This window comes from Amycolatopsis sp. NPDC050768, assembly GCF_040654155.1.
In the GTDB taxonomy this organism is placed as follows: Bacteria; Actinomycetota; Actinomycetes; order Mycobacteriales; family Pseudonocardiaceae; genus Amycolatopsis.
Window position 1 is genome coordinate 396,474 of record NZ_JBFAHL010000008.1, and the last position, 21,621, is coordinate 418,094.

The 21,621-nt window shown below is 70.2% G+C and carries 20 protein-coding genes; 10 read left to right on the forward strand and 10 right to left on the reverse strand.

All coding sequences use genetic code 11. The annotated features are described in order from the left end of the window. The first annotated feature begins 40 nt into the window (after window positions 1-40). Window positions 41-547 (forward strand): GNAT family N-acetyltransferase, encoded by a 507-nt coding sequence (locus AB0H62_RS25505; RefSeq protein WP_360588598.1) that lies wholly within the window; start codon window positions 41-43, stop codon window positions 545-547. 7 nt (window positions 548-554) lie between these two features. Here the strand turns inward: AB0H62_RS25505 and AB0H62_RS25510 are convergent, their stop codons facing one another. After that, window positions 555-2,981 (reverse strand): Tex family protein, encoded by a 2,427-nt coding sequence (locus AB0H62_RS25510; RefSeq protein ID WP_360588600.1) that lies wholly within the window; start codon window positions 2,979-2,981, stop codon window positions 555-557. A gap of 244 nt (window positions 2,982-3,225) precedes the next feature. Between AB0H62_RS25510 and AB0H62_RS25515 the strand changes: the two genes are divergently transcribed. Further along, window positions 3,226-4,659 (forward strand): glycosyl hydrolase family 18 protein, encoded by a 1,434-nt coding sequence (locus tag AB0H62_RS25515; protein WP_360588602.1) that lies wholly within the window; start codon window positions 3,226-3,228, stop codon window positions 4,657-4,659. Window positions 4,660-4,836: 177 nt separating this feature from the next. Here the strand turns inward: AB0H62_RS25515 and AB0H62_RS25520 are convergent, their stop codons facing one another. The 3 genes from AB0H62_RS25520 to AB0H62_RS25530 form a co-directional block, all read right to left on the reverse strand. Beyond that, entirely contained in the window at window positions 4,837-6,549 is a 1,713-nt protein-coding gene (locus AB0H62_RS25520) for a GMC family oxidoreductase (RefSeq protein ID WP_360588604.1), read from the reverse strand. A gap of 2 nt (window positions 6,550-6,551) precedes the next feature. Then, window positions 6,552-8,009 (reverse strand): NAD(P)/FAD-dependent oxidoreductase, encoded by a 1,458-nt coding sequence (locus AB0H62_RS25525; protein ID WP_360588606.1) that lies wholly within the window; start codon window positions 8,007-8,009, stop codon window positions 6,552-6,554. 81 nt (window positions 8,010-8,090) lie between these two features. Beyond that, the gene (locus AB0H62_RS25530; RefSeq protein WP_360588608.1) at window positions 8,091-9,179 is read right to left on the reverse strand and encodes a winged helix DNA-binding domain-containing protein; all 1,089 of its coding nucleotides are present in this window, start codon (window positions 9,177-9,179) and stop codon (window positions 8,091-8,093) included. A gap of 81 nt (window positions 9,180-9,260) precedes the next feature. On the opposite strand from AB0H62_RS25530, the gene AB0H62_RS25535 reads away from it, so the two are divergent. Continuing rightward, the gene (locus tag AB0H62_RS25535; RefSeq protein WP_220246870.1) at window positions 9,261-10,310 is read left to right on the forward strand and encodes an AraC family transcriptional regulator; all 1,050 of its coding nucleotides are present in this window, start codon (window positions 9,261-9,263) and stop codon (window positions 10,308-10,310) included. On the opposite strand, the gene AB0H62_RS25540 is transcribed toward AB0H62_RS25535, so the two are convergent. Then, a complete protein-coding gene (locus AB0H62_RS25540) occupies window positions 10,237-10,902 on the reverse strand; it encodes a TetR/AcrR family transcriptional regulator (RefSeq protein ID WP_220246871.1) in 666 nt (221 codons plus the stop codon). The genes AB0H62_RS25535 and AB0H62_RS25540 overlap by 74 nt on opposite strands. A 196-nt stretch (window positions 10,903-11,098) precedes the next feature. On the opposite strand from AB0H62_RS25540, the gene AB0H62_RS25545 reads away from it, so the two are divergent. Beyond that, complete coding sequence (locus AB0H62_RS25545; protein ID WP_220246872.1) at window positions 11,099-11,404, forward strand: hypothetical protein; 306 nt, start codon at window positions 11,099-11,101, stop codon at window positions 11,402-11,404. Between the two features lie 56 nt (window positions 11,405-11,460). Here the strand turns inward: AB0H62_RS25545 and AB0H62_RS25550 are convergent, their stop codons facing one another. Genes AB0H62_RS25550 through paaI form a run of 3 tightly spaced genes read right to left on the reverse strand, consistent with a single transcriptional unit; the run spans window position 11,461 to window position 13,741 of the window. Then, a complete protein-coding gene (locus tag AB0H62_RS25550; protein ID WP_220246873.1) occupies window positions 11,461-12,054 on the reverse strand; it encodes a TetR/AcrR family transcriptional regulator in 594 nt (197 codons plus the stop codon). Next, complete coding sequence (paaK, locus tag AB0H62_RS25555) at window positions 12,051-13,349, reverse strand: phenylacetate--CoA ligase PaaK (RefSeq protein ID WP_220246874.1); 1,299 nt, start codon at window positions 13,347-13,349, stop codon at window positions 12,051-12,053. Before paaK ends, AB0H62_RS25550 begins: the two co-directional genes overlap by 4 nt. Beyond that, complete coding sequence (gene paaI / locus AB0H62_RS25560) at window positions 13,346-13,741, reverse strand: hydroxyphenylacetyl-CoA thioesterase PaaI (protein ID WP_220247428.1); 396 nt, start codon at window positions 13,739-13,741, stop codon at window positions 13,346-13,348. Before paaI ends, paaK begins: the two co-directional genes overlap by 4 nt. Window positions 13,742-13,969: 228 nt before the next feature. On the opposite strand from paaI, the gene paaZ reads away from it, so the two are divergent. The 6 genes from paaZ to paaE all read left to right on the forward strand — a co-directional run bounded on the left by paaZ (window position 13,970) and on the right by paaE (window position 19,797). Further along, a complete protein-coding gene (gene paaZ, locus AB0H62_RS25565; RefSeq protein WP_220246875.1) occupies window positions 13,970-15,997 on the forward strand; it encodes a phenylacetic acid degradation bifunctional protein PaaZ in 2,028 nt (675 codons plus the stop codon). Next, the gene (gene paaA / locus AB0H62_RS25570; protein WP_360588612.1) at window positions 15,994-16,932 is read left to right on the forward strand and encodes a 1,2-phenylacetyl-CoA epoxidase subunit PaaA; all 939 of its coding nucleotides are present in this window, start codon (window positions 15,994-15,996) and stop codon (window positions 16,930-16,932) included. The genes paaZ and paaA overlap by 4 nt, the downstream gene beginning before the upstream one ends. Continuing rightward, a complete protein-coding gene (paaB, locus tag AB0H62_RS25575; protein ID WP_220246877.1) occupies window positions 16,929-17,213 on the forward strand; it encodes a 1,2-phenylacetyl-CoA epoxidase subunit PaaB in 285 nt (94 codons plus the stop codon). The genes paaA and paaB overlap by 4 nt, the downstream gene beginning before the upstream one ends. Window positions 17,214-17,220: 7 nt before the next feature. Then, the gene (gene paaC, locus AB0H62_RS25580) at window positions 17,221-18,078 is read left to right on the forward strand and encodes a 1,2-phenylacetyl-CoA epoxidase subunit PaaC (RefSeq protein ID WP_360588615.1); all 858 of its coding nucleotides are present in this window, start codon (window positions 17,221-17,223) and stop codon (window positions 18,076-18,078) included. A 125-nt stretch (window positions 18,079-18,203) separates the two neighbouring features. Then, window positions 18,204-18,719 (forward strand): 1,2-phenylacetyl-CoA epoxidase subunit PaaD, encoded by a 516-nt coding sequence (paaD, locus tag AB0H62_RS25585; protein WP_360588638.1) that lies wholly within the window; start codon window positions 18,204-18,206, stop codon window positions 18,717-18,719. Window position 18,720: 1 nt separating this feature from the next. After that, window positions 18,721-19,797: a 1,2-phenylacetyl-CoA epoxidase subunit PaaE gene (gene paaE / locus AB0H62_RS25590; RefSeq protein ID WP_360588617.1), complete on the forward strand. Its 1,077-nt coding sequence runs from the start codon at window positions 18,721-18,723 to the stop codon at window positions 19,795-19,797. Here paaE and AB0H62_RS25595 read toward each other — a convergent pair whose 3' ends face one another. Beyond that, window positions 19,798-20,901 carry an adenylate/guanylate cyclase domain-containing protein gene (locus tag AB0H62_RS25595; RefSeq protein WP_360588619.1) on the reverse strand — a complete coding sequence of 368 codons (1,104 nt, stop codon included), beginning with the start codon at window positions 20,899-20,901 and terminating at the stop codon, window positions 19,798-19,800. 3 nt (window positions 20,902-20,904) lie between these two features. After that, window positions 20,905-21,354: a universal stress protein gene (locus AB0H62_RS25600; protein ID WP_220246882.1), complete on the reverse strand. Its 450-nt coding sequence runs from the start codon at window positions 21,352-21,354 to the stop codon at window positions 20,905-20,907. Window positions 21,355-21,621 lie beyond the last annotated feature (267 nt).

A 21,621-nucleotide genomic window follows, 5' to 3' on the forward strand; every position in this document is an offset into this window, starting at 1 on the left:
TCCCGGGCCGGGCTCGCCCGCTCGGCTACGCCGGTGCTCCGTGACCGCACCCCGCCTCGAAGCCCGGGCCATCACCACCGCGCGGCTGGACCTGCTGCCGCTGCTGGTCGAGCACGCCGAGGAGATGGCGCGGGTGCTGTCCGATCCGGCGCTGCACACCTTCATCGGCGGCACCCCGGACACTCCGGAAGCCCTGCGCACGCGCTACCAGCGCATGACCGCCGGCTCGCCTGACCCGGCCGTGACCTGGCTGAACTGGGTGATCCGGCTTCGCGGCGATGCCTGTCTGACGGGCACCGTCCAGGCCACCGTGAGTGCCGCCGGCGCGGAGATCGCCTGGGTGGTGGGGACGCCGTGGCAAGGCCGCGGCATCGCCACTGAAGCCACCCAGGCGCTCGTCGCCTGGCTCGAACGGCAGCCGGTGGCCGCCGTTCTCGCCCACATCCACCCCGGGCACCGGGCTTCCGCCGCCGTGGCCACCGCCGCCGGGCTCACGCCCACCGACGAGTGGCACGACGGCGAAATCCGCTGGCTCCGGGCCCGCTGACCCGGTCCTACTTGCCGAATCCGGCCCGCCGCAGCGCGTCGGCCATCGAGCCGTTGCCGCCGGAGTTGCCTCCGCGGTCACGACCGCCGCCGCTACCACCGCGGTTGCCCTGCTGGCCACGCCGCTGACCGCCGCCACCGCCCTGGCCGCCACCGCCACCCTGGCCGCCACCGCTGCCGCCCTGACCGCGGTCACGACCGCCGCCACCGCCACCACCACGACGGTCCTGCGACGAAGCACCCGGCTCGTCGTCCAGGCGCAGCGTCAGCGAGATCCGCTTGCGCGGCACGTCGACGTCGAGCACCTTCACCTTCACGATGTCGCCGGGCTTCACGACGTCGCGCGGGTCCTTCACGAAGTTCTTCGACAGCGCCGACACGTGGGCGAGGCCGTCCTGGTGCACGCCGACGTCGATGAACGCGCCGAACGCCGCCACGTTCGTGACCACACCCTCCAGCCGCATCCCGGGCTTGAGGTCACCGATCTTGTCCACGCCCTCGGCGAACGTCGCCGTCTTGAACGCCGGACGCGGGTCGCGGCCGGGCTTCTCCAGCTCGGTCAGGATGTCCGTGACGGTCGGGAGCCCGAAGGTCTCGTCCACGAACTCCGTCGGCTTGAGCGCCTGCAGCGTGCGGGCGTTGCCGATCAGCTCGCGGATGCCCGAGCCGGTGCGGTCGAGGATCCGCCGCACCACCGGGTACGCCTCGGGGTGCACCGAAGACGCGTCGAGCGGGTCGTCGCCGTCCGGGATGCGCAAGAAGCCGGCGCACTGCTCGAACGCCTTGGGCCCGAGCCGCGCGACCTCCTTCAGGGCGGTGCGCGACTTGAACGGACCGTTGGTGTCGCGGTGGGACACGATGTTCTCGGCGAGCCCCGTGGTGATGCCCGAAACCCGCGTGAGCAGGGGAGCGGACGCGGTGTTCACGTCCACGCCGACCGCGTTCACGCAGTCCTCCACCACCGCGTCGAGCGAGCGCGACAGCGACACCTCGGACAGGTCGTGCTGGTACTGGCCGACGCCGATCGACTTCGGGTCGATCTTCACCAGCTCGGCCAGCGGGTCCTGCAGCCGGCGCGCGATCGAGACGGCGCCGCGCAGCGACACGTCCATGCCCGGCAGCTCCTGCGACGCGAACGCCGACGCCGAGTACACCGACGCGCCCGCCTCGCTGACGACGGCTTTCGTGAGGCTCAGTTCGGGGTGCTTCTTGATGAGCTCCTGCGCGAGCTTGTCCGTCTCGCGCGACGCGGTGCCGTTGCCGATCGAGATCAGGTCCACGTGGTGCTTCGCCGACAGCACGGCGAGCTCGGCGATCGACTGGTCCCACTTGTTCGCCGGCTGGTGCGGGTAGATCACGTGCGTGTCCACGACCTTGCCGGTCGCGTCGACCACGGCCACCTTCACACCGGTGCGGAAGCCCGGGTCGAGGCCCATCGTCGCGCGCGTGCCGGCCGGCGCGGCCAGCAGCAGGTCGCGCAGGTTCGCCGCGAACACGCGCACGGCGTCGTCCTCGGCCGACTGGCGCAGCCGCATCCGCAGGTCGATGCCCAGGTGCAGGAGGATCTTGGTGCGCCAGGCCCAGCGCACGGTGTCGCCGAGCCACTTGTCGGCGGGCCGGCCTTGCTGGGTGACGCCGAACTTGTGCGCGATCCGCATCTCGTACTCGGTCGGACCGACGCGCGGCTCGGCGTCCTCGGCCCGGGGTTCCTCGGCCTCCATCGACAGGTCGAGGATTTCCTCCTTCTCGCCGCGCAGCATCGCGAGGATGCGGTGCGAGGGGAGCTTCGCGTACGGCTCGGAGAAGGTGAAGTAGTCGGCGAACTTCGCGCCTTCCTCTTCCTTGCCCGCGCGGACCTTCGACGCGATGTGCCCCTCGGTCCACATCTTCTCGCGCAGCTCGCCGATCAGGTCGGCGTCTTCGGCGAAGCGCTCCACGAGGATCGAGCGGGCGCCGTCGAGCGCGGCCTGCGCGTCGGCGACACCCTTGTCGGCGTCGACGAACACCGCGGCCGCGGCCTGCGGGTCGGTGTTCGGGTCGTTCATGAGGCCGTCGGCCAGCGGCTCGAGGCCGGCCTCACGGGCGATCTGCGCCTTCGTCCGCCGCTTCGGCTTGTACGGCAGGTAGATGTCTTCCAGGCGCGACTTCGTGTCCGCGGCCATGATCTGGGCCTCGAGCGCCTCGTCGAGCTTGCCCTGCGTGCGGATCGACTCCAGCACGGAGACGCGCCGCTCGTCGAGTTCCCGCAGGTAGCGCAGCCGTTCCTCGAGCGTGCGCAGCTGCGCGTCGTCGAGCATCCCGGTGACTTCCTTGCGGTACCGGGCGATGAACGGCACGGTCGACCCCCCGTCGAGGAGGTCGACCGCGGCCTTGACCTGACCTTCGCGCACCCCCAGCTCTTCGGCGATCCGTTCCTCGACCGACTGCACGCTCACAACCAGGCTCCTGCTCCGTCTCGGTGTCCCGTGCCGAGCATTCTGCCGCCCGGTGCGGTGCGACTTTCGTATGGCCCCGTCGAAGCGACGCCCGAACGGTTCCTTGACACCGAGATTGGTCTAGTCCACTTTGTGGTGACCTGCCTCACTCTTTCGTGGAGGTCTTGCTGTGTTCTCCAAACGGTCCCCACAACCTCGCCCTTCCCGCCGACCCAAACTCGCGATCAGCGCCCTGATCGCCACCGTGGCCGCGTGCCTCGGTGTCACCTTCGTCATCGGTGGCAGTGCCTCGGCGGCCAACATCCTCGCCAACCCCGGCTTCGAAAGCGGCAGCCTTTCGGGCTGGACTTGCAGTGGTTCCGCCTCCGTGGTGTCCAGTGGCGCCCACGGCGGGACCAAGGCGCTCAGCGCCGCGCCGTCGTCGTCCGACACCGCCCAGTGCTCGCAGCAGGTGACGGTGAAGGCGAACACCGCCTACAAGCTGTCGGCCTGGGTGCAGGGCAGCTACGTCTACCTGGGCGTCTCCGGCACCGGCGGCGCCGACACCAGCACCTGGACGCCGGGCACGAGCGGCTGGAGCCAGCTCGCGGTCGACTTCACCACCGGCGCGTCCACCAGCATCACCGTGTACCTGCACGGCTGGTACGGACAGCCGGCCTACCTGGCTGACGACGTCAACCTCGACGGCCCGGGCACCCCGCCGCCCACGACCCCGACCACGCCGACGACACCCACCACCCCGCCGACGACCCCGACCACGCCCACCACTTCCCAGCCGCCGACGACCGGTGACCTGGCCAAACACGTGCTCACGGGCTACTGGCAGAACTTCTACAACGGCGCCAAGGCCCTCAAGCTCGCCGACGTGCCCACGCGCTACAACATCATCGCCGTGGCCTTCGCCGACGCCACGGGCACACCGGGCGCCGTGAACTTCACGCTCGACTCCGGCCTGTCGTCGCAGCTCGGCGGCTACACCGACGCGCAGTTCCGCGCCGACATCAAGACCGTGCAGGCGCGCGGCCAGAAGGTGATCATCTCCGTCGGCGGTCAGAACGGCACGATCAACGTCAGCGACTCGTCGTCGGCGAACAACTTCGCCAACTCCGTGAAGTCGCTGATCTCGACCTACGGCTTCGACGGCGTGGACATCGACCTCGAGAACGGCATCAACGCCACCTACATGGGCCAGGCGCTGCGCAGCATCCACAACGGCGGCGGCTCGGTCATCACCATGGCGCCGCAGACGATCGACATGCAGTCCACCCAGGGCGGCTACTTCCAGCTCGCGCTGGGGATCAAGGACATCCTCACGGTCGTCAACATGCAGTACTACAACTCGGGCACCATGCTCGGCTGCAACGGCCAGGTCTACGCGCAGGCCACCGTCGACTTCCTGACAGCGCTGGCCTGCATTCAGCTGCAAGGCGGTCTGCGGGCCGACCAGGTGGCCCTCGGCCTGCCGGCTTCCGGCTCGGCGGGCGGCGGCTACCAGGCTCCGTCGAACGTCGTCTCGGCGCTCAACTGCCTTGCTCGCGGCACCAGCTGCGCCGGCTTCAAACCCTCGGCCACGTACCCGGCGATCCGCGGTGCCATGACCTGGTCGATCAACTGGGACGCGTCCGCCGGGTATGCGTTCGCGAACACCGTTGGCGGCGCGCTCGCGAATCTGCCTTAGGGGCGCTCCGGACAAGACCTTGGAAGGACTCCCGCGACGGCAGGGAGGGCGTCGTCGCGGGAGCTCCTTTCAAGACACCCCCAGTGCACGTGCTCAGAGGGGGGTGAGCGCGTGCGACGCCGCAAGCGTGCCTGGTGGTGGTTGGTGGATGTGTTGAGGGATTGTTGAATCTGCTGGTCAGCGACCGATCCGGAGGTCGACGATCGGCAGCCGCAGTGCGCCGGGCGCCGTCGTCGGTACGGTCGGCTTGAGCGGCGCCACCGGAGTGATCCGGCGATAAGCCGAGCCCAGAGCCGGGCGGGGATCGGCCTCGCCCTTGTTCGGCCACAACGCCATCGCGCGTTCGGCCTGGGCGGTGATCGTCAGCGACGGGTTCACGCCCAGGTTGGCCGAGATCGTCGAGCCGTCGACGATGTGGAGGCCGGGGTGGCCGTAGACGCGCTGGTAGGGGTCGACGACGCCGGTGTCGGGGGAGTCGCCGATGGTGCAGCCGCCGATGAAGTGGCCGGTGATCGGGGTGTTGGCGAGGTCGGTCCAGGCGCCCTGCGGGAGGCCGCCGATCTTCGCGGCGACGCGGCGGGTCACGTCGTGGCCGGCCGGGATCCAGTCGGGGCTCGGTTCGCCGCTGCCTTGACGAGTGGTCATCCGGCGGCCGAGCAGGCCCCGTTTCGTGTACGTGGTCACGGAGTTGTCGAGCGTCTGCATCACGAGCAGGCCGATCATGCGTTCCGACCAGTGCCGCGGGTTGTGCAGGCGCGGCAGCTGGCGCCAGCGTCGAGCCAGTTCGCGAAGCCCCAGCGCCCACCGGCGTTTGCCGGGTTCGGCGTCCACGAGGACGGTGGCCATGAGGCCCATGACGTTGCTGCCCTTGCCGTAGCGCACGGGCTCGACGTGGGTGACGGCGTCCGGATGGATCGACGACGTGATGGCGACGCCGCGCGTGTAGTCGGTGTCCTTGCGCAGCGAACGGGCGGCGAGCACGGCCTCGGAGTTGGTGCGCGCCAACAGGCCGAGGCGCGGCGACAAGCCCGGGAGCGCGCCGTCGTCGCGGAGCTGGTGCAGGAGCCGTTGCGTGCCCAGGGCCGCGGCCGAGAAGACGACCTCGCGCGCGGTGAAGGTGCGCCGGCCGCGCCGGACCCAGCGGCCGGTGCGCTCGGTGTCCACCGCGTAGCCGCCGTCGACCGGGCGCACGGAGACCACCGTCGTCAACGGGTGGACCTCGGCGCCGGCCTGTTCGGCGAGGTAGAGGTAGTTCTTCACCGTGGTGTTCTTCGCGCCGACGCGGCAGCCGGTCATGCACTCGCCGCAGTGGGTGCAGCCGCGCCGCGCGGGGCCGGCGCCGCCGAAGAACGGGTCCGGGGTCTCTTCGCCCGGGTGCGAGCCGAAGTACACGCCGACGGGCGTGCGGCGGTAGGTGTGGCCGATGCCCATGTCGTCCGCGACTTCGCGCAGCACCTCGTCGGCCGGCGTCGTGAGCGGGTTCTCGACGACGCCCAGCATGCGTTTGGCCTGGTCGTAGTAGGGCGCCAGCTCGTCCTTCCAGTCCGTGATGTGCGCCCACTGCTTGTCCTGGTAGAACGCGTCCGGCGGCTCGTACAGCGTGTTCGCGTAGACGAGCGAACCACCTCCGACGCCGGTGCCGCTCATCACGAAGGTGTTCTTCAGCAGGGTCAGCCGCTGGATGCCGTACAGGCCGAGTTTCGGGGCCCACAGGTATTTCCGCAGGCGCCACGACGTCTTGGCGAACTCGTCGTCGGCGAAGCGGCGCCCGGCCTCCAGCACGCCGACGCGGTAACCCTTCTCCGTGAGCCGCAACGCCGTGACGCTGCCGCCGAACCCCGAACCGATCACGAGCACGTCGTAGTCGGAGTTCGAGACCGTGCTGTTCAAGATCAGGCCACCACCCTGAAGTCGGCCGGGTCGAGCACCCGGGTCCTGCGGTCGTATTCGGTCACCAGACCGGGCCAGTTGGTGCTCACGCGCCCGTCGGCCTGGCGGTACCAGCTCGTGCACGCGCTCCACACGCTGTGGCCCAGCCGCTGCTGCACCTCGCGGTCGTAGCGCTCCTCCACCTCGGGCCGCACGTCCACATAGGACACCCCGGGCCGCGCGAGCTGTTCCACGGCCTGGCGGATGTAGCGCGCCTGCCGCTCGATCATATAGATGATGGAGCCCGCGCCGAGGTTGGTGTTGGGGCCGTAGACGCAGAACAGGTTGGGGAACCCGGGCACCGTCATCCCCAGGTACGCGCGGGCGCCGCCGCGCCACGCGTCGTCGAGACTGCGCCCGTCGAGTCCCAGCACCTTCATCGAGCCGAGGAAGTCGGTGGCGTTGAAGCCGGTGCCGTACACGATCACGTCGGCTTCGTGCTCCACGCCGTCTTCGGTGCGTACTCCACGCACCGTGATCTCGCGGATCCGGCCGGTCTCGACCTCGACGTTCGGCTGCGCGAGCGCGGGCAGGTAGTCGTTGGTGAACAGGATCCGCTTGCAACCCAATGGGTACTTCGGCGTCAGCTTCCGCCGCAGCGCGCGATCCTTGATGTGCTTGTGCCGCAGCTGGGCCGTCCGCAGCTCGAAGGCTTTCGCCAGCGCGGGGTGGCGCGTCATCGCGTAGGTCGCGTACTCGGCGAGCAGGAAGATCCGCAGGCGGCCGAGCAGCTGCGTCGCCGGGAGGCGTTCGAACAGGCGCTTCTGCCAGCGTGCGTACCGCGTGTCGTTCTTGGCCATGATGTAGGGCGCGGTGCGCTGGAAGATCGTGATCTTGCCGGCGCGTCTCTGCAGCTCGGGCACGAACTGGATCGCGCTCGCCCCGGTGCCGATCACGGCGACGCGCTTGCCATCGAGGTCCGCCTCGTGGTTCCACAACGCGGAGTGGAACGCCACGCCCTCGAAGCTGTCGCGCCCCGCGATGTCGGGCAGCACCGGCCGCGACAGCTGCCCGACCGCCGGCACGAACACGTCGGCCTCGAACGTCTCGCCCCCTGCCGTCTCGACGCGCCAGCGGCCCTCGTCGAACGTCGCGGCCGTCACCTCCTGGCCGTAGCGGATGTGGGGGCCGAGGTCGTAGTCGGCCACCACGCGCTTGAGGTAGGCGTGGATGTCCGGCTGCATCGAGAACCGCTTGGGCCAGTGGGGGTTGGGCGCATAGGAGAACGAGTACAGCGGCGACGGGATGTCGCACGCCGCGCCGGGGTAGGTGTTCTCGCGCCACACCCCGCCGGGCTCGTTCGCGCGCTCGAGGATCGTGAAGTCGTGGAAGCCGGCGCGCTTCAGTTCGATCGCCGTGCCGACCCCGCCGAACCCGGTGCCCACGATCAGCACCGACGGCGTCCTTGCCGTGTCTCCCATCCTGAGCAAGTTACTCACGCGTCCGTCGCGGTGGAAGGACACGAACGGTCAGATAATCGAGAATTCCGGCCAGTGCCGGGATTACGCGGCAAGCACCTGGATGTCGTGACGCAACCCGGGTTCGGCCCAGGTCAGCAGACGCTTGCCGGAGCTTTCCAACGCGGCTGTGTCGCGCTTCGGCAGCCGTTCGTACGGCGTGAGCACGAGCGTGGCCGCGTCGCGGGTGGTCTTGAGGTCCCAGGCGCCCTTCACGAAGCCGCCGACGAGCAGTGTGCCCTTGACCAGACCGTTCTGGCTGATCACGCGCTTGCGGTGCTCGTCGCGGATCACGCGCGTGCGGTCGGCGTAGGAGAGCAGCGGCTGGTCGAACGGCGCCAGCAACCGCGGCGGCGCGGGCACGTCCTCGCCGGGCAGCGTCGCGCCGGGCAGGTCGTAGAGCGTGCGGCCGGCGTAATCGACGTACGTGCGCAAGTCCATCCCGTCGACCACTTCACCGAGCTTCGTGAGACCCGACCACGCCTGCGCGTCGGCCACCGTCGCCGGGCCGAACGCCGCGAGGTAGCGCCGCAAGAGCTGTTCGGCCGAGGACACGGCCTCGCTGCCGGCCAGCCAGCGGTCCGCGAGCTGGTAGGTCGGCTGGCCGGCCTGGCCCCACACGCCGCGCGGCGGGATCTGCACCAGCGGCAGGAGGCAGCGCGCCAGGTGCATCAACGCGTCGCTCTCGCGCTCGGGCCACTTCTCGGCGAGCGCGGCTCCCAGCTGCGCGCTCGTGTGCGGGCGGTCCGCGAGCAGTTCGCGCGTCACGGCGGCCACCTCGCCGTGGTCGAGGCCGGCCACGCGGGCCGCGTGCAGCGTGTTCGTGCGGAGGTCGCGGTCCATGATCGGCTGCACGAGCGGGCGCCACGCCAGCGCGTCGGGCGCCGTCACGAGGTGCACGGTGCCGCGCATCAGCACGATCCGCGCCACGCTGCGGTCCAGGAGCAGCTTCGCCAGGTCGTGCGGCTTGAAGCCGTGCAGCCGCGCCCACAGCGCGTAGTACGGCGGGAACGGCGCCTGCGCCTGCAATCCGGCGAGGTGCTCGACGGCCGCCAGTGCCGGCATCGACGCCCGGCGCAGCAGCAGCTGCCGATCCATCGTCGCGCGGTTGAGGGCTCGCAGACTCAGCTTCATGCGCCCGAGCGTAATGGGCATTGCGGACAGAACACGTCCTCAACGAGCCCAACCGAACTGACCTGATCCATAATTCCGGCCATGGCAGAGTTGGCAGCCCCCGCGGTCCGCGACTGGGACTTCCCCCGCGGCACCGCCAGTGTTCTGCTCATGCTCGGGTTCGCCGAGGACCACGGCGTGCCCGCCGAAAAGCTGGTGCCGGGCACCCCGCGTGAAGCGCTGACCGGCCCCGATCGGCAGGTCGACGCGCGGCAGGAGCTGGCCGTGGTGCGCGCCGTCGCCACGCACACCGGCGGTGGCGACGACGTCGCTCTCGAACTCGGCCGCCGCTATCGCGTGACGACGTTCGGCATCTTCGGCTTCGCGTGTATCAGCAGCCCGACGATGCGCGACGCGATGCTGTTCGCGTTGCGCTACCTGGACTTGAGCTTCACGTTCTGCATCCCCCATGTGGAGCTGGACGCGGAGGGGATCAGCCTGGTGCTCGACGATTCGCGCGTACCCGCCGACGTCTCGCGGTTCCTCGTGCTGAGGGACCTCGCCGCGATCCACACCGTGATGCGCGACCTGCTGCCGGGGATTTCCCCACGGAGCCTGGAGTTCCGGCATTCGGCACCGTCGTCGACGAGGTCCTATGTGGACACCTTCGGCGTGGAGCCGGTATTCGGCGCCGAGCGCCACCGCGCCGGCTTCGACCCCGCGTTCCTCACCATGCCGTTGCCGCAGGCCAACGAACAGACCGTGGCCCTGTGCGCCGCCCAGTGCGACGCCCTCGTGGCCCGTCGCCGCGAACGGTCCGGCATCTCCCAGCTCGTGCGCGAACGCCTGGTGCGCCTGGGCGGCGTCGACGCCGGCATGGACGAGATCGCGCGCCAGCTCACCGTCAGCCCGCGCACACTGCGCCGCCGGCTCACCGACGCCGGCACCGGCTACCGCCAGCTCGTGGACGAGGTCCGTCAGACGCTCGCCGAGGAAATGCTCGACACCGGCGCGTTGTCCGTCGAAGATGTCGCGCTGCGCCTGGGTTACGCCGAGGCGTCGAGCTTCATCTACGCGTTCAAACGGTGGACGGGGACGACTCCGGCGGCCTACGCGCGTCGTTCCGCTCCGCGAGCACGGCCGGGTAGGTGACCTCGATCAGGCCCATGATCGATTCCACGAGGAAGGTCCGCAGCTCGGCGCGGTTCAGCGTGCCGCGGATCAGCCATTCGCGAGACGCCGCGCGCAACATCCCGCCGTACGACCGGATCATCGCGCGCAGCTCTTCCCGGCCCTCGGTGACGTCGGTCATCAGGGCCCCGGCCAGCACGCGGTCGGCCGCGACGTCGTCGGCCTCCAGCATGATCCGCTCGATCTCGGGGTCACGGCCGGCGGACTCCGGGCCGATCGCGGTGAGCCACGCGTCGCGGTTGCGGTCGACCACGTCGATCCAGCGCTCGATGCCGACCTCCAGCCGGCGCCGTACGGGGCCTTCGGGCAGCGACTCGACCACGGGCGCGGGCACGATCATCATCTGCCGCACGACCTCGAGGTAGAGCTCGCGCTTGCCGCCGAAGTAGTGGTTGATCAGGGGCCTCGCCACCCCCGCGGCCGCCGCGATGTCCGAAGTGGACACTGACGCGTAGCTGCCGGCCCCGAACAGGCGCCGTGCCACCGCGAGGATCTCGGCCCTGCGCTCGGCCGGTTCCAGCCGGCGCCGCGTGGGCCGGGTTCCGGTGCTCATCGTGCCAGCCTTCTCGTCCTCCGTCCTGCTGTCAACAAGTTGTTGACCGCACGTAAAGACCGTGTCCCACTGTTGTGCGTGACGGTATTTCTACATCGACTCGGTCCGTTATTGAACCGGAACAACCGGCCGGTAACTTCGCCGCCCACTCGGACGACGGATCGAACGGGGGCTGGGCGCGGTGGGGTAGGAGCAGATGAGCGATGCGGAGGGTGGCACGACTCGGCCTGCGGGCCGCTGGGTCAGCGTGCGCTTGCAGCACCGCCAGGTGCGCGTGGACGAACCCTGCTGCGCGGGCGAGTGCCGCGGTGAGTGCTCGGCGGACCTGTCCTACGACGGCATCGTCATCAGCAACTACGACGAGGGCGCGCTCGTCAGCGAGCGCTGGATCCCGCTGGGCGCCGAACCGAGCGAAGAAGACGACGAGGTCCTGATCGAGCAGCTGCGCGCCGCCATGCTCTGGCAGGCGCGCCGGCCGCCGAAGACCACGACGGGGGAGTGAATCGCCGCCGGGCGGGACTTTCCGGCGGCGAGTGTCACCTCGGCAGGCTCTGCGGTTCAGGCGCGCAGGCCGTCGAACGCCATCTTGCACACCGCGTCCGCCAGCTCCTCGCCCGACGAGCCGCGGCGCGGCCGGTACCACTCGATCAGCGAGTTCACCGTGCCGAACAGCAGCCGCGCGGCGACGGCGGGGTCGATGTCCGGCCGCACGTCACCCTCGGCCTCGGCCTGCTTGACCAGATCCGTCACCAGGCGGTCGAACTCGCGCCGGCGGGCCAGCGCCGAACGCTCCACCTTCGTGTTGCCGCGCACGCGAAGCAGCAGTGTGACGAACGGCAGCCGGTCGGCGAGCACCAGCACACTGCCGCGCACGAGGTGCTCCAGCCGGTCGATCGCGCGCCCGTCGAGCTGCTCGGTGGACGCCGCGATCTCGAACAGTCCGTCGAGTGCCCGGTCCACCGACAGCCGCAGCAGTTCTTCCTTGCTGCGCACGTGGTGGTAGATCGCCGACTTCGTGATGCCCAGCTTGCGCGACAGGTCTTCCATGCTGGTGCCGTCGTAGCCGCGCTCGTTGAACAGCTTCACCGCGACCTGCAGCAACGACTCCAGGTCGTACCCGGGCCGTCCCCGCCGGGCCGGAGGGGTCGTCACGTCTTGTCTCGTTCGTCGATCACGCGCCGCATTTTGCCAACCGACCGCTCCAGCGTGTCCGGCTCCACCACATCGACACCCACCGTCACGCCGACGCCGTCCTTCACACCCGCGATCAACGCCGCCGCCGCAGCCGCTCGCGCGTCCGCCGACGCGTCGTGACGCGCCTCCACCCGCACGGTCAGGTGGTCCAGCCGGCCCCGCGTCGAACGCACCAGCTGGAAGTGCGGGCTCAGCGCGTCGGTCTGCAGCACGATCTCCTCGATCTGTGTCGGGAAGACGTTGACGCCACGCAGGATGATGAGGTCGTCGCTGCGCCCGGTCACCTTCTCCATGCGCCGGAACGCGGGCCGCGCCGTGCCCGGCATCAGCCGCGTGAGGTCGCGCGTGCGGTAGCGGATGATCGGCAGCGCCTGCTTCGTCAGCGACGTGAACAGGAGCTCGCCCTGCGCGCCCGACGGCAGCACCTCTTCGCTGAACGGGTCGATCACCTCGGGGAAGAAGTGGTCCTCCCAGATGTGCAGGCCGTCCTTGGTCTCCACGCACTCCTGCGCGACACCCGGCCCCATCACCTCGGACAGTCCGTAGATGTCCACGGCGTCGAGCGCGAAGCGTTCCTCGATCTCCGCGCGCATCTGCTCGGTCCACGGCTCGGCGCCGAAGATGCCGACCTTCAGTGAACTCGCCCGCGGGTCCACGCCCTGGCGCTCGAACTCGTCGAGCAGCGTGAGCATGTACGACGGCGTGACCATGATGATCTCGGGCTTGAAGTCGGTGATCAGCTGCACCTGGCGCGCGGTCATGCCACCCGACGCCGGGATCACGGTGCAGCCGAGCTTTTCCGCTCCGTAGTGCGCGCCGAGACCGCCGGTGAACAGGCCATAGCCGTAGGCCACGTGCACCTTGTGGCCGGGGCGCCCGCCGGCCGCGCGGATCGAGCGCGCCATCACGGTCGCCCACGTGTCGATGTCGTCCTCGGTGTAGCCGACGACGGTCGGCTTGCCCGTGGTTCCGCTGGACGCGTGGATGCGCCGGATGTCCTGCTGCGGCACGGCGAACATGCCGAACGGGTAGTTGTCGCGCAGGTCCGCCTTGGTGGTGAACGGGAACTTCGCGAGGTCGGCCAGTTCCTTGCAGTCGTCCGGGTGCACGCCCGTCTCGTCGAACTTCTTGGTGTAGAAGGGCACGTTGGCGTACGCGTGCCGCAGTGTCCATTGCAGACGCATCAGCTGGAGGGCGGCGAGCTCGTCGACGCTGATTCTTTCGACAACACTGTCCGGCGTTGTACTTTTCATCGGGTTTCCCGGCTCTTCTCGATGACGCGGCTGCGGCCGCGGAACTCGGCGACGACTTCGGGCCCTTCGGGGGTGTCCCGGTGCACGGTGACGTCGTAGATGCCGTTGCGGCCGTAGCGGGTGCGCTCGATGGCCGTGGCGGTGAGGTGGTCGCCGAGGCGGCCGGCCGCGACGAAGGAGATCTCGGCGCCGGCGGCGACGGTGACCGGTCCGTGGGTGTTGCACGCGAGGGCGAAAGCGGTGTCGGCGAGCAGGAACAGGTAGCCGCCGTGGGCGATGTCGTGGCCGTTGACCATCTGCTCGGTCACCTTCATCGTGGCGACCGCGCGCCCGTCGGCGGCCTCCACGAGCTCGATGCCCAGGCCCTTCGACGCCTCGTCGGTGTCGAACATGGTGTGGGCCGCGTTGCGCGTGGTCACGTTCGGTTGCCTCCACGTGAGTAACTGACCGAATGGCCGGTAATCCAGGCCCGCCGTTAGTAAAGGCGGGGCGCGGGTTCGCTGTCAAGCACCGGGACTTCCGATCAGAGGCGGGAGCGGCTACGATGGAATTACTGAACGTCCGGTTGGTAATTCCGCGCGGGTGCCTCACCGCGCGACACGGCGAGAGGGTCGGGCCCCATGGTTTTGCTCCGCAGCTACGTCTCCGGCGGCTGGCACACGGCGACGGACGAGGGGGCGCCGCTGCACGACGCGGCGACCGGCGAGGAGGTCGCCCGCGTCTCGTCGACCGGCGTCGACTTCGCCGGCGCGCTCGACTACGGCCGCCGCGTGGGCGGGCCCGCCCTGCGTGAGCTCACGTTCCACCAGCGCGCGGCCCTGCTCAAGGCCCTCGCGTCCCACCTGCGCGAGCACCGCGAGGAGCTCTACGCGGTGTCGGCGCGCACCGGCGCCACGCTGGGCGACTCGAAGTTCGACGTCGACGGCGGCATCGGCGTGCTGTTCAGCTACGCCTCGAAGGGCAAGCGCGAGCTGCCCAACGACACCGTCTACCTCGACGGCGCGGTGGAGCCGTTGAGCAAGGGCGGCACCTTCGTCGCACAGCACGTCGCCGTGCCGCTGCACGGCGTCGCGATCCAGATCAACGCGTTCAACTTCCCGGTGTGGGGGCCGCTGGAGAAGTTCGCGCCCGCGTTCCTCGCCGGCGTACCGAGCCTGGTCAAGCCCGCGAGCCAGACGGCCTACCTCACCGCGAAGCTGGTCGAGCTGATCATCGAGTCCGGCATCCTGCCCGAGGGCTCGCTGCAGTTCATCGCCGGCAGCGTCGGAGACCTGCTCGACCACGTGACCGCGCAGGATCTGGTGTCGTTCACCGGTTCCGCGTCCACCGCGCAGAAGCTGCGCGCGCACCCGGCGGTCGTGCGCAACTCCGTGCGCTTCAACGCGGAGGCCGATTCGCTGAACTGCTCGATCCTCGCGCCCGACGCGCGGCCGAGCACACCGGAGTTCGACCTGTTCGTGAAGCAGCTGGTCACGGAGATGACCGTGAAGGCCGGCCAGAAGTGCACGGCGATCCGCCGCGCGTTCGTGCCGGAGGAGATGCTCGACGACGTCGCCGAAGCCGCGAGCGCGCGCCTGGCGAAGGTCGTGGTCGGCAACCCGACCGCCGAGGGCGTGCGGATGGGTGCGCTGGCCAGCCTGGAGCAGCGCGAAGAGGTCCGCCGCTCGCTCAAGGCCCTGCTCGACGCCGGCAGCGTCGTCTACGGCGACCTGGAGCACGTCGACGTGGTCGGCGCCGACGAGTCGACCGGCGCGTTCATGTCGCCGGTGCTGCTGAAGGCCGACCCGCAGCGTTCGGAGCCGCACGAGGTCGAGGCGTTCGGGCCGGTGTCCACGCTGATGCCCTACACGTCGATCGCGCAGGTCATCGAGTTCGCCGCGCGCGGCGGCGGCAGCCTCGCCGGGTCGATCGTGACCGGCGACCCGGAATTCGCGCGGACGATCGTGCTGGGCGTCGCGCCGTACCACGGCCGGCTGCTGGTGCTCGACGCCGACGACGCGAAGGAGTCGACGGGCCACGGCTCGCCGATGCCGCAGCTCGTGCACGGCGGGCCCGGTCGTGCCGGCGGTGGCGAGGAGATGGGCGGCATCCGCGGCGTGCTGCACCACATGCAGCGCACGGCCGTGCAGGCCAGCCCGAAGGTGCTCAGCACCGTCACCGGCCGATGGGTCGAGGGCGCGCCGCGCGTCGAGGGCGACCACCCGTTCCGCAAGTCGCTGGCCGAGCTGCGCGTCGGCGACTCCGTGGTGGCCGGCCCGCGCACGGTGACCCGCGCCGACATCGACCACTTCGCCGAGTTCACCGGCGACACCTTCTACGCCCACACCGACGAGGCCGCCGCGGCCGCGAACCCGCTGTTCGGCGGGATCGTCGCCCATGGCTACCTGGTCGTGTCGTTCGCCGCCGGCCTGTTCGTCTCGCCGGAGCCGGGCCCGGTGCTCGCCAACTACGGCCTGGAGAACCTGCGGTTCCTCACGCCGGTCAAGGAAGGCGACGCGCTCACCGTGACGCTGACCGCCAAGCAGATCACCCCGCGCATCGACCAGGAGTACGGCGAGGTCCGCTGGGACGCCGACGTCGTGAACCAGACCGGCGATTCCGTGGCGAAGTACGACGTGCTCACGCTCGTTTCGAAGGAGCAGCCGTGACCGCTGTAGCTGAGGAAGACCTGCTCGGGCACTTCGAGCACACCATCGAACGCGACCAGCGCATCGAGCCGCGCGACTGGGTGCCCGAGGGCTACCGCAAGACGATGATCCGCCAGATCGCGCAGCACGCGCACTCGGAGATCATCGGCATGCAGCCAGAGGGCAACTGGATCACGCGCGCGCCTTCGCTGCGGCGCAAGGCGATCCTGCTCGCGAAGGTGCAGGACGAGGCCGGCCACGGGCTCTACCTGTACTCGGCCGCGGCCACGCTCGGCGCGGACCGCGCGGACCTCACCGACAAGCTGATCACCGGCCGGCAGAAGTACTCGTCGATCTTCAACTACCCGACGCTGACCTTCGCCGACGTCGGCGTGATCGGCTGGCTGGTCGACGGCGCGGCGATCTGCAACCAGGTGCCGCTGTGCCGGTCGTCGTACGGGCCGTACGCGCGGGCGATGATCCGGATCTGCAAGGAAGAGTCGTTCCACCAGCGCCAGGGTTTCGAGCTGCTGATGACGATGATGCGCGGCACGCAGCAGCAGCGGGACATGGTGCAGGAAGCCGTGAACCGCTGGTGGTGGCCGTCGCTGATGATGTTCGGCCCGCCCGACGCGGAGTCGCCGAACACCGCGCAGTCCATGGCGTGGAAGGTCAAGCGGCACACCAACGACGAGTTGCGGCAGCGCTTTGTTGACATGTCGGTGCCGCAGGCGGAGGCGCTGGGTGTCACGTTCCCGGACCCGGACTTGCGCTGGAACGCTTCGCGCGAGCATTACGACTTCGGCGCGGTCGACTGGGACGAGTTCAAGAACGTGTTGCAGGGCAACGGCCCGTGCAACAAGGAGCGCGTTTCTCACCGGAAGCAGGCGCACGACGACGGTGCGTGGGTGCGGGAAGCGGCTGTCGCTCATGCTGAGAAGGAGGCTTCGCGATGAAGCACGATTGGCCGCTGTACGAGGTGTTCGTGCGCGGGAAGCGCGGGCTCAACCACGTGCACGTGGGTTCGCTGCACGCGGCGGACGACCAGATGGCGCTGCACAACGCCCGTGACCTGTACACGCGGCGCAACGAGGGCGTCTCGATCTGGGTCGTGAAGGCCTCGGACATCACCGCGTCCTCGCCGGACGAGAAGGACCCGTTCTTCGCACCCAGTGGCGACAAGGTCTACCGGCACCCGACGTTCTACGACATTCCCGACAACGTTCCGCACATGTGAGGCCTTGATGTCCTTTGACAACGTCTATGAGGCCATCACCGAGGACAACGACGCCCGGTGGGCCTTCGGTACCGGCTTCGCCGACCCGCTGTCCGGTGTGGACACTTCGGTGCCTTCGGGTGTGGACGCCGCCGGCTTGGCGGCGTACTGCCTGATGCTCGGCGACGACGCTTTGGTGTTCTCCCACCGCCTGCAGGAGTGGGTCACGAACGCGCCGGAGCTCGAGGACGAGGTGGCGATCGCCAACATCGGCCTCGACCTGCTCGGTCAGGCCCGGCTGCTGCTGGCGCGCGCCGGCAAGGCCGACGGGACCGACCGCTCGGAGGACACGCTCGCGTTCCTGCGGGCGGAGCACGAGTTCCGCAACGTCCGGCTCGCCGAGCTCGGCGGGGGCCACTTCGGGCACCTGATGGCGCGGCTGCTCGTGTTCTCCACGTGGCGGCTGGCGTTGCTGCAACAGCTCGAGTCCAGTGTGGACCCAGTGCTCGCGGCGATCGCCGCCAAGGGCGTGAAGGAGCTGGCCTACCACCGCGACTACGCGGCGCAGTGGGTCGTCCGCCTCGGCGACGGCACTTCGCTGTCGCACGAGCGAATGCAGGAGGGGCTCGACGCGGTGTGGCCGTACATCGACGAGCTGTTCAAGACGCACCCGCTGGAGCTGGTGGACGCGGCCTCGCTGCGGCCGGAGTTCGACGTCGTGCTCGACCAGGTGCTGGCCGCGGCGACGCTGGAGCGGCCGACCGCGGGAGCCGTGGCCGGCGTGTCCGGGCGGACCGGTCGCGACGGCGTCCACACGGAGCAGATGGGGTTCCTGCTGGCGCAGCTGCAGAGCGTGGCGCGGGCGATGCCGGACGCGACATGGTGACCGCCGACGTGCTTTTTCCCGCGGAGGCGGCATTGAACACCGCCGACGTGCTTTTTCCCGCGGAGGCGGCATTGAACACCGCCGACGTGCTTTTTCGCGCGGAGGCGGCATCGAACACCGCCGACGTGCTTTTTCCCGCGGAGGCGGCGTCGAACACCCCGCTGGCTGTGGCCGAGACCGTGACCGACCCGGAGCTGCCGATGCTCACGCTCGCCGACCTCGGCGTGCTGCGTTCGGTGTCCGTGCGGGACGGTCGCGTGACGGTGGCCATCACCCCTACCTACACCGGCTGCCCGGCCATGGACACCATGCGCGACGACCTGGAGCACGCGTTGCTCGGCGCGGGTTACGCGGACGTCGAGATCCGCACCGTGCTCGAACCGGCGTGGTCGTCGGACTGGATTTCGGCCGACGGGCGGCGCAAGCTCGCCGAGGCCGGCATCGCGCCGCCGGGTGCGGCCCCGCGGCGCGCGAGTGGACCGGTGCCGCTCACGTTGTCACCGCCCGTGTCGCGCATCGCCTGCCCGCACTGCGGTTCGCTCGACACCGAGGAGCAGTCGCGGTTCAGCGCCACCGCGTGCCGGGCGCTGCGCCGGTGCCGTGCGTGCCTGGAACCGTTCGAACACGTCAAGGAGATCTGAGTTGACCAGCACGATTTCCCGGCGCACCGGCTTCCACTCGCTGCGGGTCGCCGACGTCGAGCGGCTGTGCGACGACGCGGTCGCCGTGACTTTCGACGTGCCTCCCGAGCTGGTCGAGACGTTCGCCTTCGCGCCCGGCCAGTCGCTGACCTTGCGCCGCACCGTCGACGGCCGCGACGAGCGCCGGTCGTACTCGATCTGCGCTCCGGCGGGCCAGCGGCCGCGCGTGGGCGTGCGCTTGGTTCCCGAGGGCGTGTTCTCGTCGTGGCTCGTGCAGGACGTCCGCCCGGGTGACGTCGTCGAGGTCTCCGCACCGACGGGAACCTTCACGCCGGATCTGACCACGGGCGGTCACCACGTGCTGATCGCCGCCGGCTCGGGGATCACGCCGGTGCTGTCGATCGTCGCGTCGCTGCTCGCGACGCCGGACGCCACCGTCACTGTGCTGTACGGCAACCGCCGCACGGACACGGTCATGTTCGCCGACGAGCTGGCCGACCTGAAGGACCGCTACCCGGCGCGGCTCGAGCTCATCCACGTCCTGTCGCGCGAACCCCGCGAGGCCGAGCTGTTCACCGGCCGCCTCGACGCCGACAAGCTGCGCGCGCTGTTCGGCTCGCTGGTGCCGGTGGAGTCGGTGGCCCACTTCTGGCTGTGCGGGCCGTTCGGGATGGTCACCGGGGCGCAGGAGGTGCTGGCGGCCCTTGGCGTGCCGGAGTCGAGTGTCCACCAGGAACTGTTCTACGTGGACGACGTGCCGCCGGAGCCGGTCAAGCACGTCGACCCGGCGGTGGCCGGCGCCGCCTCGGAGGTCACGCTGATCCTCGACGGTCGCTCGACCACGATGAGCCTGCCGCAGGCATCGTCCATTCTGGACGGTGCGCAGAAGTTCCGGCCGGACCTGCCGTTCGCGTGCAAGGGCGGGGTGTGCGGCACCTGCCGGGCCCGCGTGACCGAGGGTGCCGTGGACATGCGGCGCAACTTCGCGCTGGAAAAGGCCGAGGTGGACGCGGGGTTCGTGCTGACGTGCCAGTCGCACCCGGCGAGCGAGCGCGTGACGGTGGACTACGACGCCTGATCAGCGCCTGCGGCGCCGGCGCTGCGAACCGAGCGTCAGGTCTTCGGGGCCGTCCGGTTCCGTCGCGGGGCGGGTCGTCTCGGGCAGGCCCATGGCTTCGGCCGCGCGTTCCTGCGCTTGGGCGAACTTCCCCGACGGCCGGTCCTGGGCCCGCCGCAGCACCGAGGTCCGCAGCCGGTTGTACCCGCGCACGGCGACGGGCCGGCGTGACCGCAGCTCGTACTCCGGCAGGGGGTCGAGCGCGGCCGCCAGCTCACGGTCGACCAGCACCGTGCCGGGGCGGGCGACGGACGTGAGCCGCGCGGCGAGGTTCACGACGGAGCCGTAGACGTCGCCGAAGCGGGACAACACCCGCCCCGAAGCCAGCCCCGCGCGCACGGCGGGCAGGTCGTCGGACGCGGACGTGCGTTCGGCGAGGGTGAGCGCGATCTCGGCACCCGAGTCGGGGGAGTCGGTGACGAAGAAGACCTCGTCGCCGATCATCTTCACGATCCGCCCGCGGTGGTCGGCGACCACGCCCGCGGCCAGCGACTCGAACCCGTCGAGCACGCGGCTGAGCTCGTCCTCGTCGACCTCGCGGGTCATTTTGGTGTAGCCCACCATGTCGACGAAGCCGACGACCTGCGGCCGGGCCTCCAGGTCCTCGTCGGTGGCGAACGCGCGCCCGGCGAACGCCACGAGGTGGCGGCGCCACACGAAGTTCTGCACCTGCTCCAGCTCGGGCAGCAGCCGCGCGACGAGCTTGGTGACCTGGCTGTCGTCGAGGCCCGGGTTCTCGGCGATGAGCGACCACAGCATGTGCACCTGCCACTCGGCCAGACGCGACAGGTGCTGCCCGAGCGCCCGCGTCACGGCGACCTCGAGGTTGCGCGCGACAAGTCCGGACGCGATGAGCTGGTCGGCGGTGCGCATGGCGGCGACATCGGCGTCGGTGAACACCACCTCGTCGTCCTCGGCCGCCGCGAACCCGAGCGCGCGCCACAGCCGGCGCGAGCGTTCCTCGGGCACACCGGCCTTTTCCGCGACCTCCAGGCGCGTGTACTTGCGCGGCCCGCCGAGGAGAAGCTTCTCGAGCTGGTGCTGCACCTCAGGGGATTCGGCCACGGCTCAGGTCGTGTGCACGATCAGCACGTCGACACCCGACTTGCGCGCCACCTCCGCCGGCACCGAGCCGAGGATCCGCCCGGCGAGCGTGTTGAGGCCGCGGTTGCCCACCACGAGCAGGTCGGCCGACGTCTCGTGCACGACCTTGCGCAGCGCGTGCACCGGCTCACCGTTCACGGCGATGGTCTGGATGTCCTTCGCCCCGGCCTTCGCGGCCCGGTCGCGCGCACTCTGCAACGTGTCCTCCGCCGGCGCCGACCCGACGACCTGGTAGGCCTCGTCGCCGAGCTCGTCCTGCGCCTGCTCCACGTCGTGCTTGCTGGCGGGGTAGTACGCGCACACCAGGACCAGCTTCGCCTCGGCATCCGCGGCCACCCCCGCCGCCCGATCCACCGCGGCGAACGACGAGTCGGACCCGTCCGTCCCCACCACCACGGTCCGATAGACAGCCATCCGAAACCTCCCGGCAAGCCCGAATCGGGGCGTCACTGCCCCGCTTGTCGGAGGAAGGTTACTCGCCAGTCGCTTCGCTCGCTGTCTGCCTCGGCTTCCGCCGGGGCAGACAGCGAGCGAAGCGGTGTTTTCTGCCCGGCTCCGCCGGGGCGGGCGAGATCGCCTTTGAGCCGGTGTTGGGCGGGGGCGGGGCGCGGGCCCAGGCGCGGCCTGGCGCCCCCCGCTCACCAAAACGGCGCGAACAACCCGGGGGGTGGCCGAACACGC